Source organism: Sphingomonas sp. 2R-10, assembly GCF_030062225.1.
GTDB lineage: Bacteria > Pseudomonadota > Alphaproteobacteria > Sphingomonadales > Sphingomonadaceae > Sphingomonas.
The window spans coordinates 1-15,948 of sequence record NZ_JASCXF010000001.1 but is presented as its reverse complement, the minus strand read 5'-3'; the positions used below and the strand labels follow the sequence as shown (position 1 = coordinate 15,948).

13 protein-coding genes are annotated in these 15,948 nt (G+C 63.5%); 8 read left to right on the top strand and 5 right to left on the bottom strand.

Features of this window, described 5'->3' with window-relative positions; translation table 11 throughout:
- The first annotated feature begins 53 nt into the window (after positions 1 to 53).
- Positions 54 to 920 (top strand): MipA/OmpV family protein, encoded by an 867-nt coding sequence (locus QLH51_RS00060; RefSeq protein WP_206428835.1) that lies wholly within the window; start codon positions 54 to 56, stop codon positions 918 to 920.
- 13 nt (positions 921 to 933) lie between these two features.
- On the opposite strand, the gene ppk2 is transcribed toward QLH51_RS00060, so the two are convergent.
- Entirely contained in the window at positions 934 to 1,692 is a 759-nt protein-coding gene (ppk2, locus tag QLH51_RS00055) for a polyphosphate kinase 2 (RefSeq protein WP_125655043.1), read from the bottom strand.
- A 448-nt stretch (positions 1,693 to 2,140) separates the two neighbouring features.
- Between ppk2 and QLH51_RS00050 the strand changes: the two genes are divergently transcribed.
- Together QLH51_RS00050 and QLH51_RS00045 are read left to right on the top strand one after the other, a co-directional pair.
- Positions 2,141 to 2,419, top strand: coding sequence for a helix-turn-helix domain-containing protein (locus tag QLH51_RS00050; protein WP_206428836.1), 279 nt, complete (start codon positions 2,141 to 2,143; stop codon positions 2,417 to 2,419).
- Positions 2,419 to 3,747, top strand: a complete 1,329-nt coding sequence (locus tag QLH51_RS00045; protein WP_125655047.1) for a type II toxin-antitoxin system HipA family toxin — start codon at positions 2,419 to 2,421, stop codon at positions 3,745 to 3,747. Before QLH51_RS00050 ends, QLH51_RS00045 begins: the two co-directional genes overlap by 1 nt.
- Before the next feature lie 299 nt (positions 3,748 to 4,046).
- Here the strand turns inward: QLH51_RS00045 and QLH51_RS00040 are convergent, their stop codons facing one another.
- From QLH51_RS00040 to QLH51_RS00030, 4 genes are all read right to left on the bottom strand, one after another.
- The gene (locus tag QLH51_RS00040) at positions 4,047 to 4,136 is read right to left on the bottom strand and encodes a hypothetical protein (RefSeq protein ID WP_283514196.1); all 90 of its coding nucleotides are present in this window, start codon (positions 4,134 to 4,136) and stop codon (positions 4,047 to 4,049) included.
- A gap of 35 nt (positions 4,137 to 4,171) precedes the next feature.
- Complete coding sequence (locus QLH51_RS00035) at positions 4,172 to 4,558, bottom strand: hypothetical protein (protein ID WP_206428840.1); 387 nt, start codon at positions 4,556 to 4,558, stop codon at positions 4,172 to 4,174.
- A 146-nt stretch (positions 4,559 to 4,704) separates the two neighbouring features.
- Positions 4,705 to 4,869, bottom strand: coding sequence for a DUF6538 domain-containing protein (locus QLH51_RS19900; RefSeq protein WP_443018804.1), 165 nt, complete (start codon positions 4,867 to 4,869; stop codon positions 4,705 to 4,707).
- A gap of 364 nt (positions 4,870 to 5,233) precedes the next feature.
- Positions 5,234 to 6,718: a sigma-54 interaction domain-containing protein gene (locus QLH51_RS00030; RefSeq protein ID WP_283514132.1), complete on the bottom strand. Its 1,485-nt coding sequence runs from the start codon at positions 6,716 to 6,718 to the stop codon at positions 5,234 to 5,236.
- A gap of 257 nt (positions 6,719 to 6,975) precedes the next feature.
- On the opposite strand from QLH51_RS00030, the gene QLH51_RS00025 reads away from it, so the two are divergent.
- Genes QLH51_RS00025 through QLH51_RS00005 form a run of 5 tightly spaced genes read left to right on the top strand, consistent with a single transcriptional unit; the run spans position 6,976 to position 15,544 of the window.
- A complete protein-coding gene (locus QLH51_RS00025) occupies positions 6,976 to 10,224 on the top strand; it encodes a DEAD/DEAH box helicase family protein (protein ID WP_164516064.1) in 3,249 nt (1,082 codons plus the stop codon).
- Entirely contained in the window at positions 10,221 to 11,696 is a 1,476-nt protein-coding gene (locus QLH51_RS00020) for a type I restriction-modification system subunit M (protein WP_125655053.1), read from the top strand. Before QLH51_RS00025 ends, QLH51_RS00020 begins: the two co-directional genes overlap by 4 nt.
- On the top strand, positions 11,693 to 12,895 hold the full coding sequence (locus QLH51_RS00015; RefSeq protein WP_206428838.1) for a restriction endonuclease subunit S: 1,203 nt from the start codon (positions 11,693 to 11,695) through the stop codon (positions 12,893 to 12,895). The genes QLH51_RS00020 and QLH51_RS00015 overlap by 4 nt, the downstream gene beginning before the upstream one ends.
- A gap of 1 nt (position 12,896) precedes the next feature.
- The gene (locus QLH51_RS00010) at positions 12,897 to 14,624 is read left to right on the top strand and encodes an AAA family ATPase (RefSeq protein WP_125655055.1); all 1,728 of its coding nucleotides are present in this window, start codon (positions 12,897 to 12,899) and stop codon (positions 14,622 to 14,624) included.
- Positions 14,624 to 15,544 (top strand): hypothetical protein, encoded by a 921-nt coding sequence (locus QLH51_RS00005; RefSeq protein WP_125655057.1) that lies wholly within the window; start codon positions 14,624 to 14,626, stop codon positions 15,542 to 15,544. Before QLH51_RS00010 ends, QLH51_RS00005 begins: the two co-directional genes overlap by 1 nt.
- Positions 15,545 to 15,948 lie beyond the last annotated feature (404 nt).

The window sequence follows — 15,948 nt, the reverse complement described above, 5'->3', positions numbered from 1 at the left end:
GAAGCGTTCGGGACAGCGTTACGCTCCAGCAACATTCATCCGGAGCCACGCCCTTGCGCGCCATTCTCGCCGCCATCCTCGCCACGACCTTCGCCACGCCCGCCCTTGCCCAGGACGCGACGGGGCCGGCGGTGCCCGCGTCAGCGGTTCCCAATGAAGATACCGGCGGCGATTTCTACGTCGTCGGCCTGGGTGCCGCCGTGCTGCCCGATTACGAAGGGTCGGACGATTACAGCTTCTCGCCGGTCCCCGCCGCGACGGGACGCGTGTCGGGGTTCAACTTCCTGCTGGCCGGCAACCGCGCCAGCGTCGACCTGATCCGCGACGGCGTCGGCCCCACCTGGGACATCCAGGCCGGACCGATCGCGGTCGTCGGCCTCAACCGCAACTCGACCAGGGGCATCGATGACGCGCAGGTCCGCGCGCTCGGCACCGTCGGCACCGCGATCGAACTGGGCGGCTATGTCGGCATCGGCAAGACCGGCGTCATCACGTCGCAGTTCGACCGCCTCTCGGTCTCGCTCAGCTATCGCAAGGATGTCGCCGGCGGCCACAAGTCGACCGTCCTCGCCCCGACGATCAACTATGTCACCCCGCTCAGCCTGCGCGCGATCGCCGGGGTGTTCGTATCGGCCGAGCGGGTCGGCGAAGGCTATGCCGACCGGTATTTCTCGGTAAATCAGGCGCAGTCGCTGGCCAGCGGCCTGCCGATCTACAACGCGCGCAGCGGGTGGAAGAACTGGACGCTGGGCGCGCTGGCGGGTCATTCGATCAGCGGCGACCTGCGCTCGGGCTGGCAGCTGTTCGGCACGGTCGTCTATCGCAAAATGCTCAACGACTTCGCCGACAGCCCGCTCGTCGCGCGCAACGGGTCGAGCAACCAGTGGCTGGGTGCGGTCGGGGTCGCCTACAGCTTCTGAACGAGCGTCGGGATCAGCGCGCCAGCCGTCCGTCGGTCGTCGCGCTCTCCTCGAACGCGAACAGCACCTTCGGGTCGGGCAGGTCGTGCTCGCGCGCGATCGCGTCCGGCGCGATCCGCGCGACGACATGGGCGAGCGCGGCGATCCGTGCCGGTTTTTTGCTGTCGGCGCGGATGCAGTGCCATGGCGACAGCGCGGTATGCGTGCGCGACAGCATCCGGTCGCGCGCGGCGGAATAATCGTCCCAGCGTTCCTGCGCCACCGCGTCGAGGTCCGATACCTTCAGCTGCTTGAGCGGATCGGTCCGCCGCGCATCCAGCCGGTCCTTCTGCTCCTTGCGCGAGATGTCGAGCCACAGCTTGACCAGCCGGATACCGCTTTCGATCAGCATCCGTTCGAAATCGGGGGCATCGCGCAGAAACGCTTCCTGCTCGGCCGCGGTCGAAAACCCCATGACCGTCTCCACCCCGGCGCGATTGTACCACGACCGGTTGAGGATCACGAGCTCGCCCGCCGCGGGCAAGTGCGCGACATAGCGCTGGAAATACCATTGCGACCGTTCGCGGTCGGACGGCTTGGGCAGCGCCACGACGCGGGTCGCGCGCGTCCAGATATGCTCGACCATCCGCTTGATCGTGCCGTCCTTGCCCGCCCCATCGCGTCCTTCGAGCAGGATCACCACCCGCTCGCCACTCTCCGCCGCCGCGATCTGGGTCTGCACGAGCGCCAGCTGCAAGGCCTGCAGCCGCAATTCATAGACGTCTTTCTTCATCCCCGGCAGCATGACACGCAAGATGCGCGGCCGGAAGCGATTTGAAGATTCGGCGGATGGTATCGGAACGACGGTCCCGGCGACGAAGCGCGCCGGGAAAATGGTGCCCCACGGGGGACGAAACCGGGCACTCAGATCATTGGCAAATTTCGCTCCGCCCCAGCTAAGTTCGGCAGCGGGTAACAGATATCGCTGTGAGGGCAGCTACGGCGAGCGAATTAATCTGGTGAGAACCGGCCAGCGCCTCGAGCGTGATTGGCGATCGTTTGTCCCTATACCGCTTGATCCCGAGCCCGATCATTTCAGATCGGCTGCCCGTACGGCGTTCGAGATGCGATAAACAGCATAATATCGCTTTATGCGTTTAACAGCATAAAGCAATATTATGCGCGTTTGGACATAACATGATTATATGTGAGAAAGCGCATACTACTATCTTATGCGATTTATGGCATATACGCTCGTGGAGGCCGGTATGTTCCAGATCATCAGATCCCCGCTGCAACTGGGAACAGCCATCCGCAACGCCCGCAAGGGGCGGGGATGGACGCAGCACGATCTCTCTGCCCTATCTGGCCTGCGTCAGGAACTCATCTCGAGGATCGAGACAGGCCACGAGGGCACGAAACTTTCGTCGATCCACGCGCTGTTTGCAGTGCTCGACCTCGATCTAGTCGTCGAGGAACGAAACGCTCGCAATACGCAAGGCACCGAGGACATCTTCTGATGCCACGCAGGAGAGCACACGTCCCGCTCGACGTCTTCATCAACAACCGGCTCGTTGGCCATCTGGCCAAGGAGAACGACGGTGCTGTCCGGTTCGGCTACGACAGCCGTTGGCTCGAATGGCAGAATGCCTTCGCTGTCTCGCTGTCCCTGCCGCTGCGACCTACGCCATATGCCGGCGCACCCGTGGCCGCTGTTTTCGACAACCTGCTCCCCGACAATCCCGATATCCGCAGACGGGTTGCCGAGCGGACCGGTGCAGAGGGAACTGACGCATATAGTCTTCTGGAGGAGATCGGTCGGGACTGCGCAGGCGCCATGCAGTTTCTCCATAAAGGCGAACAGCCGAGCGCCCTGAGCGACGTTCAGGGAGAGCGGATTTCGGTCGAGGAAATCGAAAAGATCCTGGCTAATCTCGCACGGGCGCCTCTCGGCATGGATGCCGGGCAGGAATTCCGCATCTCGATTGCCGGAGCGCAGGAGAAGACGGCACTGCTCCACCATCGAGACAGGTGGCTGCGACCCAGAGGCACCACCCCGACCACACACATCCTGAAACCGCAGCTTGGACTAATACCGACCGCGATCGGGCCGATCGACATGGATGCGAGCGTAGACAACGAGCACTACTGCCTGACGCTTCTGGAGGAATTTGGCCTCAAGGTCGCTCAGACCCGCATCGACACGTTTGGGAAGCGCCGGGTCCTCGTGGTCGAGCGTTTCGATCGCCTGTGGCGGGGCGGCGCCGAGCTGCTGCGCCTGCCTCAGGAAGACTGTTGTCAGGCCCTCGGCATTCCGCCTGCCCGCAAGTATCAGAGCGAGGGCGGCCCCAGCGCAGCGAGCATTCTGAAGCTGCTGCAGCAGGCTGACGAACCCGTCAACGATCAGGCGGCGTTCTTCAGGGCCATCATTCTGTTCTGGCTTATCGGGGCGACCGACGGACACGGAAAGAACTTCAGCATCTTTCTCCGCCCTGGCGGTCGATATGCCCTGACGCCCTTCTACGACGTGCTTACCGCACAGCCCGCCTTCGACAAAAGACAGATCCCTCACAGAAGCTTCAGGCTGGCGATGTCGGCCGGAACGAGCCGGAAATACAAGATACTCGACATCTCCGGTCGCCATTTCGTTGAGACCGGTCTCGAAGGAGGAATGGGCCGCGCCATGATCTTCGCTGCAATTCGCGACGTGCTCGACAATGCGGTATCGGCTTCCGAGCGGGCACTTGCTAGGATGCCTGCGGATTTCGCAACCGAGATCCATGAAAGCGTGACGGCAGCCATCAAGGGACGGTTTGCGCAGCTCGAGGGCGGACTCGCGGAGATCTGAACCTTTCCGCAGAAACCGAGGCGACATGGCAAGGCTCTATGAACTGGCGTAGCAAATCGCTGGAGTGCTGGAGGCTGTGGCCAGCCCGAAAGCGCTGCCGGTCGACATGATCAACGAGACGCCAGCCGCGGCAGCGGTCCTCGTGAGGGCAGTGATGGATGCCGGGGCCCGAGCGCATCTATCGCAAGGGCATCGTCATTCCGCTTCATCTGTTAACCGGCATAATACCTCGGTGACAAACCGCGACGGGATATTCTTGCCGTGAAGAAAACGGACCTCATGGCGCGCCCGCGTGAATCCTACGTAAAAAGCCGCCGCGCCTCCCGCAGGTCGCTTGCACTCGGATTGTTTCGCGGCAACCGGCCTTCTTCCATCCCCACAAGGGTCACGACATCGAACTCGCGCCCCTTGGCACTGTGAAGCGTCAAGAGGTTGATGCGGTCGAGGCCTGTACCGATCCCGGCGAACTCTCCGAGCGACAGCCCATCGACGTCCCCTTCGGGGCCGAGCCGAGCGATGAGGCCGTCGAGCACCCGTCGACGATATCTGTATCTGGGTATTTGCCCTTGCCCTCATCGGCGCTGGCGTCGTCGCTGTACTCAACGGCCTGATTTCGGCTTTCTGATGCGCGGGCATCCTTGCCGTAGCGGGCTACCACAGCCGCAATCAGGGTATCCCGGTCTAAGTCAGCCTTCTCCCGCTCATCCACGATCAGGCGACGGGCTGCCTTGGCTATGTCAGCAGAGGAAACATCGATATCACCACCCTCAGCATTCGCATCCATGATCGGAAATAGGGCCTCAGCCTCCATGTCCGTTGTGAATAGCTCATCAGCTACATGGTCCGCTTGCTCTTGCTCCCGTTCCCATCGGGTCCGCTCCCGTTCTATCTGAGCAGGGGACTGGGGAGCTTTCGGCTTGGGGGCAGGCTTGCCAGCTAGGGACCGGGCAGCATCTGCTAGCAGCTTGTCCGTCTCGACAATGTGAGCAGGGCCTCAGCCCGTTCCTTGGGCCGTAGCGACAGCATAAACTCAGCCCGCCCGCCGAAGGCAGACCGTAGCTCGACAGGGATTGCCCGTCGAAAATAGTAGGTGGAACCGCACTTGGCGAGATAGGTACAAATGGCTTTCCGCCCCTGTTACATCTGTAACAGTCGCCTGTAAAAACCGTTGTTTCTCAGCTATTACCCAGGCCTTTCAATAGCCTAGGGTGAATGGTGCCCGGAACCCTCTAAAGCTGGGCACTGTAAGGAATGGGAAATTTCCGTTCCCCTGCCACGGACAGGTAGCATTCGAGCGGCATAAGCAGCAATCCACTGCACCAGGCGCTACCGACCACTCTTTGCCGTTCAGTATATCGTCGAGACTACCGACGTTTGGGCGACCGCCCACCTAGACGGACACCCCGCTGAACATGAGTGCCTCAGCCGCCCTTATGCCAGGCGTTGAATTGCCCCGGGCAGCAGCCAAATCCCTGGTCGGCAACCGCTACGTGAGAGGTCCGCGCGCCTCCGCTTCTTTGATCCAGTTGGTGAGATTTTGGCGGCTCGTCCCCAGCAGTCTTGCAGCCTGGCTTATGCCGCCCTGGGCCTCGTCAAGCGCGCGTTTGATATAATGGCTGGTGAGTTCCGCCTGGACCCGCTTGAGATCGAACGTTTCTCCAAGTGACCGGTCAAGGATGCCGGTTTCGGCAGGCACCCGCGCGGGCAGCAGAGCACTGTGGACGTGCTCGGCGGTGATTACCGCTGCGTCGGTCAGGAAGAGGAGGCGCAGCAGCGTGTTCTGAAGCTCGCGCACGTTGCCCGGCCATCGCTGAGCGAGAAGCAGCGCCCGAGCATCGGCCGACAATAGCCGCGGCGATGCCGCGGCTTCCGTCTCCACGGACATTCGTGCAAGCAGTCGGTCAATGAGAAACGATAGGTCGTCCCCGCGATCACGTAGTGGCGGCACAATCAGCCGAATGACACACAGCCGATAGAACAGGTCTTCCCGAAACCTTCCTGCGATGACCTCATCATGAAGCTCCCGATTGGTGGCGGCAACGATCCGGATGCTCACCTGCTTCGCTCGTGTGGCGCCTACCGGCAACACCTCCCCTTCTTGGAGCGCACGGAGCAGCTTGACTTGCACTGCCAGCGGCAGCTCGCCGATCTCATCGAGGAACAGCGTTCCCCCTCCCGCCGCCTCGAGAAATCCGACATGGTCGGACGTCGCACCGGTGAATGCACCCCTGCGATGCCCGAACAGCAGAGATTCGACGAGCTGCTCTGGCAGGGCTCCACAGTTAACTGTCACCAAGGGTGCGCCGGCGAAGGGCCCCGCCTTGTGGATCGCCTGCGCCAGTAGCTCCTTGCCGACCCCCGACTCGCCCTCAATCAAGACAGGAAGGCTGCTGCGAGCGGCCTTTCGAGCAAGATTGACGACGCGTTCCATCAGCTCGCTGCGGTGGAGAATGGCGTCGAACGCCGCATCAGGGGGCACAGCACCGCGCGCGCGGCGGGCGATCTGTTCGTCGGCGCTGCGCAGCACGTCGGGGAGGATAGTTGCCGCAAGTTGGAACGGCACATCCAGTCGCGAGACAATCCGTTGAGAAGACTCCAGAAAGCTGATCGGCAGCTGATGATAGCGCGTCTTGCCCAGGATCAGCCACGTCGCCGCCATGACCGGCGTTCCTGGTGAGAGGTAGAGCGCTACATCGACAGCGTCGCGTAGCTCGGCCAAATGACCATCCAAGACGCTTGCGACGCCCGCGAAAACTTCCGCAAAGGCGCTGGGGCCTGACAGCGGCACCGGGTGCGTAGTAATAAGAACGTGGGACGCTCTACCCCTCAGCCATGCGGCATAGTCCTCGACGGCGGCAGGCGGTTGATTGGCCAGCAGTAGAGCGCGGTCGAAGTTTTGCGCCTCCAGCGCGGCTCCGATCGGGCCGACGTCGTCGGGCGAACCCTCGCGAGAGGCGGCAAGGTCTGCCAAACCTATCCAGGACACAAGCACCCGCATACCGGCTGGTATGTGCAACGCTGATTGCTTATACGCAAGAAACTTTGCTGTAATTTGAGTGCTGCGCGGTATGTGCAAGGGCGTTTCCAACTTGGCATGGCTTTTGCTGACTACGCTACATGGCCGTGCCCCACGCGTTGAACCGAGCTGCTTCCTCTTTGGAGATGAGAGCGGTACTCCATCGTGGGAGCTGTCTCGGCAGTGGAAATGACAAGGAGCAGATCAAGGACATGGCCGCAGGACACGGCAACTTCGCAGCACTGAGTGAGCGCTGGCCTGCGCTGGCCGCCGCTGGCGCGTTCGCCGATCGGCATGCGGACTCCGAGCCGGTTGCTGCGGCGATCCAGTTGCGGCTGTTTGTCGAACAACTTGTGAAGCAGCTGTATCGGCGGTGGCAGCTGCCGCTGCCCGGTATCGGGTCGAACCTCTTCGATCTGATGAAGGCCGATCTGTTCGCGCGCGCCTTGCCGGAGCCGGTGATTGCTCGCCTGCATGCCTTGCGTCGCTTGGGCAATGATGCAGCCCATGGCGGCGAGCCCAGCGCCGAGCAGGTCCGTCTAGCCGTGCGCCAAGCACATGATGTTGGGCGGCTGTTGCTCGTGCTGGTCGGACAGCTTCCGGCAGACACTCTGCCGGGTTATGATCCCGCGCTGGCCCAGGAGGCCGAGCCCTCCGTCGCGCCCGCGTCAGCACCGCCAGCCGAACTCGAGCCGCTGCCTGCGGCCGAGGCGGTCGCACGTGCGGCCAGTGCAGTAGAGCTGGACGAGGCCGGCACGCGCACCGAGTTGATCGACGGGCTGCTTCTAGAATCGGGTTGGCGGGGTAACGCAATCGGCCGAGAGGTCCCGGTGGGCGCCGAGCGTGCTGATTATGTGCTGTGGGACGAGGACGCTCGCCCCCTTGCTGTTGTTGAGGCCAAGTGCACTGCACGGGACCCGCTCGCTGGCGCGGAACAGGCGCGTCGCTACGCTGACACGCTGGAAATCGCCTATGGGCAGCGGCCGGTGATCTTCCTCACGAATGGCTATGAGCTATGGATCTGGAACGATTCCCCAAACGCGGCTGGGCAGAGCGAAGCAATGCGGCCGGTTTGGGGCTTCTACTCCCGCGGCAGCCTCCGATCCCTGATTGCCCGCAGGGCCGAGGCGCAGCCGATCACGGCGCAGCCGATGCCCACGTCCGTCCACGCTCGCGCATACCAGCAGGAAGCGGTCGCGCGCGTCTCTGAACGGTTCGATAGCGGGCACCGGCGCGCATTAGTCGTGCAAGCAACCGGCACAGGCAAGACCCGCGTCGCCGTTGCCATAACCGAGCGGCTGCTGGCTGCAGGCCAGGCCAAGCGCGTGCTGTTCCTATGCGACCGGCGCGAGCTTCGTAAGCAGGCGCGCGACGCGTTCGCGGCGCTGCTACCTGCCGAGCCGCTTCGGGTTGTCGATGCTCGCCTGCCCGCTGATCCGCCCGAGCGCGTGTTCTTTGCGACCTATCAGGGCATGTACGACCTTTATCGCGCCTTCGATCCCGGCTTCTTCGACCTGATTATCGCCGACGAGTCGCACCGCAGCCTCTACAACGTTTATCGGGAGCTGATCGAGTGGTTCGACGCGCGCGCCGTTGGGCTGACGGCGACGCCGCTCGCCGCCTTGGCGCGGAATACCTTCGAGATGTTCGGCTGCGAGAATGGGCGCCCAACGTTCAGCTATCCACTCGACGAGGCTATCGCGGCCCGGTGGCTGGTCCCCTACGAGGTTTGGGAGGCCTCGACGCGCTTCTCGCGCGAGGGATTGCGCGAAGACATCTTTACCGCAGAGCAAGTGCGCCAGCTCGAGGAGCAAGGCGTCGACGTCCAGAGCCTCGACTATAGTTCAGACGAGCTCGACCGCGCGGTGTTCAACAAGGACACCAACCGTCAAGTGCTCCGCACGCTGGCAGAGAACGGCATCCGCGACGCCAATGGCGCCCAACTCGGCAAGACAATCGTCTTCGCCCGTTCCCAACGGCATGCTGAGCTGCTCCTACGCTTGTGGCTCGAGATGTACCCGCAATTTGGCGACGCGGCGCGCGTGATCACCAGCAGCGTTGAACGCGCCGACGAGCTGCTGGAGCGCTTTAAGGATCCGGCGGACGCCCTGCGCGTCGCCATTTCGGTCGATATGTTGGATACGGGCGTGGACGTGCCGGAGATCGTCAACCTAGTCTTCGCGCGGCCGGTGCGCTCGTTCGTCAAGTTCCACCAGATGATCGGCCGGGGCACCCGTCTCCGCCAGGACCTGTTCGGGCCGGGCAAGGACAAGACGCACTTCCGCATCTTCGATCACTGGGGAAATTTCGAGCGGTTCGGGCAACAGGCCACCGCCGCGACGGCGGACACCGCCGTGCCGCTGCTCACGCGATTGTTCCTCACCCGCGTCGAGCTTCTGCAGGCTGCGCGCTCCGCCGGGAACGCGCAGGCAGAGGCCATCTCCAGTGCGCTGATCGCGAACGATATCGCCGACCTAGACGAGCGCAGCCTGCCAGTTCGCGCGAAGCTGCGGCCCAAGCGGGAGGCGCAAAATCCTGGCCTCTTTGATCGGCTGACCCGTGAGGACGTCGCGCTGCTGCGCGAGGACATCGCCCCACTAATGGCGTGGCGCCCGCTGCCTAATCCCGCTGCCGCACGCTTCGATCTCCAGATCACCGCCGTGCAACGGGCGCGGGTCACTGGCGCGGCGGGTGCTGCCGACCTGGCGGCAGGTGTGCGCGAGCGCCTAGCCGAGCTGCCTGCCAACCTCGCCCAGGTGCAGGCGCAGGCTGCGCTGATCGGCCAAGCCACGACGCTCGCTTGGTGGGACTCGGCAGACACAGCCGCACTGGAGACACTTCGCCGGTCGGTGCGCGAGCTCATGCACCTAGCAGCGCCAGTGACGACCGGCGGGGCTCCTCGCGTTTACGACGTGACCGAGGACGAAGGCGGCCTGCGCCTGTCTCGCCGTGGTTCAGGCGTCAGCGCAGTCGATATGCGCCGATACGAAGCCGAGGTGAACGAGGAGCTGCGGCACCTGTTCGACACCGACCCGGCGCTCCGCCGTCTGCGCGCCGGTGAGCCCGTTGATCAGGCTGACATCGACCGCCTGGTCAAGCTGGCGTTGGTGGGGCGGCCGAGCATCGACATGGCCGTGCTGCGCGAGTTTTATGGCGAGACGGATGGCCTGCGCGCCTTCCTGCGCCAGGCAGTTGGTGTTGACCCGGCCGCCCTTCGCGACCGCTTCGCGGCTTTCGCCGCCGCGCATCCCGGCCTGACAGGCACCCAGCGCCGCTTTCTTCAGCTCCTTGAGGGACAGATCACGAGATACGGCGTGATTGGAGTGCCCGCCCTCTACGAACCCCCTTTTACCACCATCGACCAGGGGGGACTGGACGCGATCTTCCCCTACGAGACTGCTGACGCGGTGGTCGCGCTGATCCAGCCCTTCGCCCCCTTCACTCAGGACAACCTGCAATGAACCCTGCGCTTCGCAGCAACATCGATCGGCTTTGGACCGACTTCTGGACGGGCGGCATCACCAACCCGCTGACCGTGATCGAACAGATCACCTATCTTATCTTCCTTCGTCTGATGGACGCAGCGGAGGCGCGCGGGGAGGCCATCGAGCGGCGCACCGGCCGTGCCTTCAACCACCGCTTTGGCCCCGAGGCACAAGCGATCCGTTGGAGCCGGCTGCGTGAGCTGGGATCGAGCGAGGAGCTAATGCGCCGCCTGCGCGATGAAGCTTTCCCGCACCTGCGAAGCCTCGGCCGTTCCATGGCCGACGCGCAGTTCATGATTCCGAAGCCGAGCCTGGTCAAAACGGCCGTCGAGCTGATCGACCAGCTCCCGCTCACTGGCGGCGACGACAAGGGCGACATTTACGAGTATCTGCTCGGCAAGCTCACCACCGCCGGGATCAACGGTCAGTTTCGCACACCACGGCACATCATCCGCTTCATGGCCGATCTTCTGGAGATCGGCCCGGAGGATCGCGTCGCTGATCCGGCGTGCGGTACTGGAGGTTTCCTCGTTGCGGCGCTGGAGCGTGTTCTGCGCAAGTATAGTTCGGAAAACGGCGAGCATCCGACCGGCGATCTACTGAGTCCGGAACAGTGGGCGCACCTGGGCGGCGATTTCGCCACGGGCTTCGACTTCGACGTGACGATGCTGCGTATCGCGGAGATGAACCTAAAGTTGCATGGGCTGGAAGCGCCGCGCATCCGCTATCAGGACGCGCTGTCCGCAGGCTTCGCGCGCGGCGACAATGCGGCACTGGCATCCGATGCGTTCACCGCGGTGCTGGCTAATCCGCCGTTTAAGGGCAACCTAGACGCCGACGACGTCTCACCCGACCTGTCACGCACGGTGAAGACCCGCAAGACCGAACTGCTGTTCGTCGCGCTGATCCTACGCATGCTGCGCACCGGCGGCCGATCGGCGACGATCGTGCCCGACGGCGTGCTGTTCGGCTCATCCTCCGCGCATCGTGCCTTGCGCGAGCATCTGGTCGAGCGACACCAGCTCGACGGCGTGATCTCGCTCCCGGCGGGCGTGTTCAAGCCCTATGCTGGTGTCTCCACCGCCATCCTGCTGTTCACCAAAGGCGGGCAGACGCACGACGTGTTCTTCTATGATGTCGAGCGCGACGGCTTCAGCCTGGACGACAAGCGCGCGCCCCTATCTGCCGACCAGGACGACTTGCCCGCCGCGCTAGCGGCGTGGCGTGCTCGCGGCAGCGCGGATCTGACCGATCGCACCGCGGCGGGGTTCGTCGTGCCGGCCGAAGAACTGCGAGGCGCCAATTATGACCTCTCGGTCGGCCGCTGGCGCGAGCGGGTGCACGCGGAGGTGACGCACGAGGCGCCCGCCGCGATCCTCGCGCGCATGAAGGCGAACGAGCACGCGATCCTGACGGAGCTGGAAGAGCTCGAGGGGATACTGGCGTGAGCGTGGCGACTTCGTGGAAGACTGAACCTCTTAGCCAAGTGGTTGACTTCATCGGCGGCGGGACGCCGAGCCGGGCCGAGCCCTCTTTTTGGGGCGGCACTATCCCGTGGGCGACCGTCAAGGACTTCAAATCGACATCGCTCACGCGAACGGGCGAAAGCATCACGGAGGAGGGGCTTCGCAGTTCCGCTTCGCGCATCATTAAGCGCGGGACCCTGATAATGCCCACCCGTATGGCACTGGGCAAAGTTGCAGTCGCCGAAATCGACGTTGCCATCAACCAGGACCTTAAGGCGCTGTCGCCCCGTCGGCCGATCAATTCGCGCTTCCTACTGCACGCGCTCCTCGCCCGGCGGTCACAGATCGAGGCGCGTGGAAACGGTGCGACCGTGAAGGGCATCACAATTAGCGATCTTGGGGCTATATCGCTGCACTACCCCGCCGACGAAGCCGAACAGCGTCGGATCGCGGCCATCCTGGACAAGGCGGACGCGATCCGCGCCCGTCGCCGCGCCGCGCTAGCCGACGCCGATAAGTTTATCGCATCTGCATTCGCTCACCTCGTCGGCGAACTGGCGCCAGGCTACGAGCAATGGCCGCTGCGCACCATCGAGCAACTGGCAGAAGACAGGCCCGGCTCTATGCGTACCGGCCCCTTTGGTAGTGACTTGAGGCATTCCGAGTTTACGGACGAGGGCGTCACCGTGCTCGGCATCGACAATGCCGTTCAGAATCACTTTGCCTGGGGCGAGCGACGCTTCATCACAGCCGAGAAGTACCAAAAGCTGCAGCGCTATCGTGTTCTGCCGGGTGACGTGATCGTTACCATCATGGGAACGACGGGACGATCGGCAGTGGTACCCGACAATATACCGGTCGCAATCTCGACCAAGCATCTTGCAACGATCTCGCTCGATCGCGAGCAAGCAGACCCGCATTTCGTCTCTTGGGCACTCCACTCCGCTCCTGCGCTTCGCCGGCAGATCGCCGCAGCGAATAAGGGTGCGATCATGGACGGACTCAACCTGACGATCATACGCGGCCTGAAGATCCGCCGTCCTCCTCTGCCTGTTCAGCAACGCTTTGCCGAATTGGTGCGGCGACACTATGCTCTACTCGAGCAGGCCGGCGATCCAGTGCTGAACGGGGAGGCCCTTTACGCGTCACTTGCCACACGCGCCTTCCGAGGAGAGTTGTAGCATGGCGCGTCTGACCGGCATTACGCTTCGCAATTTCAAGGCGGTGGGCGACGTGCCAATCCACATCGACCTTGCGCCCGTGACCTTGCTCTACGGCCCCAATGGTGCAGGCAAATCGAGCATACTCCACGCGCTTCACTATGCCCGCGAGGTACTGGAGCGCGGCAACCTCGACCCCGATCGTACGCTTGCCGGCGGCACGCTCGACCTCGGCGGCTGGCGCGCCCTCGTCCACCAGCGCGACGCGGGGCGCGACATGGTGCTGGGCTTCGATTTAGCCTTGGACGATCTGGGCGCCAACTTCAACGTGGCCTATAACGACATGGGACCGGCGATCGATCCCGAGCGACTTCAAGCGCCGGACTTTGCGGACGAGGCGTCAGTTGAGCTTACCATTCGTTGGAGCCAGCCACGCGCGGCACCTTACGTCGCCCGGCTCGCTGTTTCAGCCTGGTCGGCGCCGTTTGCGGCCTTGGAGGCTTCGGCCGACGGTCGGAGCGTAGAGCTCACGGACCTTAACGCCGACCATCCGCTGCTGAACGACCCGGACTGGTCGGCACAGGAATCAGAATGGCCCGATGCGCCCGACGGGCATATCCAGACGCTGCTTTTCCCTCGCCGGACGAGCGATGGGGAGACGATCGCTCGCATCGGCGTGCTCAACACGGTTGATGCGCTGCCCCCCGCAGCCGGGTTTGTGGTCGACTGGGACGATCATCCGGTCGCTCCGCCGGACAGCTTCCCACGCGCGTTTCCCCGATCTTATCGCGGCGAAATCGTGCCGGGATCTGAGGAGCGCGGCTTCGTCTATTCCGCCGACATGGGGCGACGCGAACAGCTGGCTGTCGACGAATATCTTAACGCAGTAATGACCGGCGCCGTCAACGCTCTCCGGGAGACGCTGGCCAGCATGGTCGCGATCGGGCCGCTGCGCGAGCTGCCGCCACGCAACTTCTCCGCTCAGCGCTCGCCTGATCCCACTCGTTGGGCGAACGGGCTGGCGGCGTGGGACCGGCTGGCGACGCTCGACGAGGACACCGTGGCAGAAGTTGATGCCTGGATGTCAGGAGTGACCCGCCTCGGTTCAGGGTTCGGCTTACGGGTGGAGCGATTCCGCCGTGTGGCCATGGCCAATCCATTCGCCGAACTGATGGCCCGCGGACTGACACCGCTTGACCTCGGCGACCTGACACGGTTGTGGGAAGATATCCCCGAAGAACGCCGGATCACACTCCGCGACGTGGCGCGCCGCATCGATGTCGAGCCGGCAGAAATCGGAGTGGGAGTGTCTCAGCTGCTGCCAGTGGTCGTCGCGGCGCTTGATCGAAAGGCGAAGTTTGTCGCCGTGGAGCAGCCGGAGCTGCACGTGCACCCACGGCTCCAGACAGGGCTCGGCGATTTGTTCGCTTTTGGCGCCACGCCCCGGGCTGAGCCGAACGACACGGAGGACATCGCCGATCAGCTGTTCGGAACCGCTAACCGAACCTTTCTGATCGAGACGCACAGCGAGCATCTCGCGCTGCGCCTGTTGCGCCGCATCCGCGAGGCCAACGAAGGCGAGACTGATCCCGACGCGCCTACCGTCACACCGACGATGCTGAGCATCAACTATGCTTTGCCGGGTGAGGCGGGTCTCACACTGGTGCGCTTGCGCATTGATGAGACCGGCGAGTTTCTCGACCGCTGGCCACAGGGCTTCTTTGCCGAGCGCGAGGATGAGCTATTCTGATGTTCGAGGTATTTGCGGTCGATCCGGCAACGGTTGCGCGCAGCTGGGACACTTTCCGCGGCACTGTGGGCCGGATGGGCCCAGATGAAGGGCGGCTGATCGCCGACTTTCCCAGTGCGCAGGGTGGACAGAACTGGAGCACGGTCGTGCGCGCCATTACGCGCCAACTTCCCGACGTCGAGCGCAGTCGGATCATGGCCCGCTTGGCTCGTGTTCGCGCAGTCGGTGTGACGCATCGCTATGCCAGGGGAAAAAGCTGGCTAGAAAACGTCATCACCGCGCATGGCCGTGCGGCTTGGCATGCGGTGCTGACTGACGACGTGGCGTGCACATTGCCGGTCACACTGCGGCCTGCTGACGCTGAGGATCGAGAAGGCCTGTTCTCCGTTCCGCACCACGCAATTGTTCCCCGCGAGGCCACCGCCATCGTCGAGACACTCGCGCCGCTGCTACATGTCAGCCGGAGGTTGTTGCTGGTCGATCCGCATTTCATGGATCACGGGATCGCCCGGTGGACACCAATTCCCTCCGCGCTGATCGAGGAGGCGCGCAAGGGGCCGGCTCCCCTGGCGGAAACGATTGTCCACACCGCGGTCGGTCGCGATCGCAATGGAGATGTCCGTCATGGCCGCGGAGAGTGGCGGCAACGGCTCCATCAGGAATTGGCACCACGTCTGCCCCGGAACGTCCGCGTTCGCGTTGTCCGATGGGACCAAGTGGGGAAAGCGGATCCCATGCACGGGCGCTACGTCCTGACGGATCTGGGCGGCGTCCAGATCGATTGGGGGATCGATGAACGCATTGGTGGGCGCACGGATGTGCACCGTCTAACATCCGCAGGTTGGACCGAGAGAATGAATGAGTTTGATCCCGCGTTTGCCGGTGCCCCGTTCGATGATGTGACAGTAACGGCCAGCTAAACTCATTTCACGGCTACAAAAGAAACCGGCGCTCCGCTTCCCATCAACGACCTTCAATCCGACCCAATTTCCGGCTCGGCGAAGATTGATTACCGGTGCCACGCATCTCGCGCGGCTTGAACGTTTGCCGCACGAACCGCGGTCGATGTCGGCGAACGTGCAGGCTCCTCGCCAGTCACCCCGTTTTGAGCCTTCTTGACGGTATTTATCATCGCCGCGCGCGCGCGCGGGGATGCAGGGCGTAATCATGCAGCGCCTTTCGCAAGCGCGCGGAGAGCGTAAGCGTGGCCGGCAGGCCGCCTTGCGGTAGCATTGGCATCCGGGATGCTTGTCGCCTTTGACGAGGGCGCGGACGGTGCGGGAAGTTTTCGGTACGACGACTGGTCATACGAGCACTCGTATGA

Excerpts from the sequence above, each read along its gene's own strand:
- QLH51_RS00020 (WP_125655053.1), top strand. The coding sequence starts at position 10,221 with ATGAACCCTGCGCTTCGCAGCAACATCGATCGGCTTTGGACCGACTTC.
- QLH51_RS00010 (WP_125655055.1), top strand. The coding sequence starts at position 12,897 with ATGGCGCGTCTGACCGGCATTACGCTTCGCAATTTCAAGGCGGTGGGC.
- QLH51_RS00025 (WP_164516064.1), top strand. The coding sequence starts at position 6,976 with ATGGCCGCAGGACACGGCAACTTCGCAGCACTGAGTGAGCGCTGGCCT.
- QLH51_RS00050 (WP_206428836.1), top strand. The coding sequence starts at position 2,141 with ATGGCATATACGCTCGTGGAGGCCGGTATGTTCCAGATCATCAGATCC.
- QLH51_RS00035 (WP_206428840.1), bottom strand. The coding sequence starts at position 4,558 with ATGGAGGCTGAGGCCCTATTTCCGATCATGGATGCGAATGCTGAGGGT.
- ppk2 (WP_125655043.1), bottom strand. The coding sequence starts at position 1,692 with ATGAAGAAAGACGTCTATGAATTGCGGCTGCAGGCCTTGCAGCTGGCG.
- QLH51_RS00045 (WP_125655047.1), top strand. The coding sequence starts at position 2,419 with ATGCCACGCAGGAGAGCACACGTCCCGCTCGACGTCTTCATCAACAAC.
- QLH51_RS00005 (WP_125655057.1), top strand. The coding sequence starts at position 14,624 with ATGTTCGAGGTATTTGCGGTCGATCCGGCAACGGTTGCGCGCAGCTGG.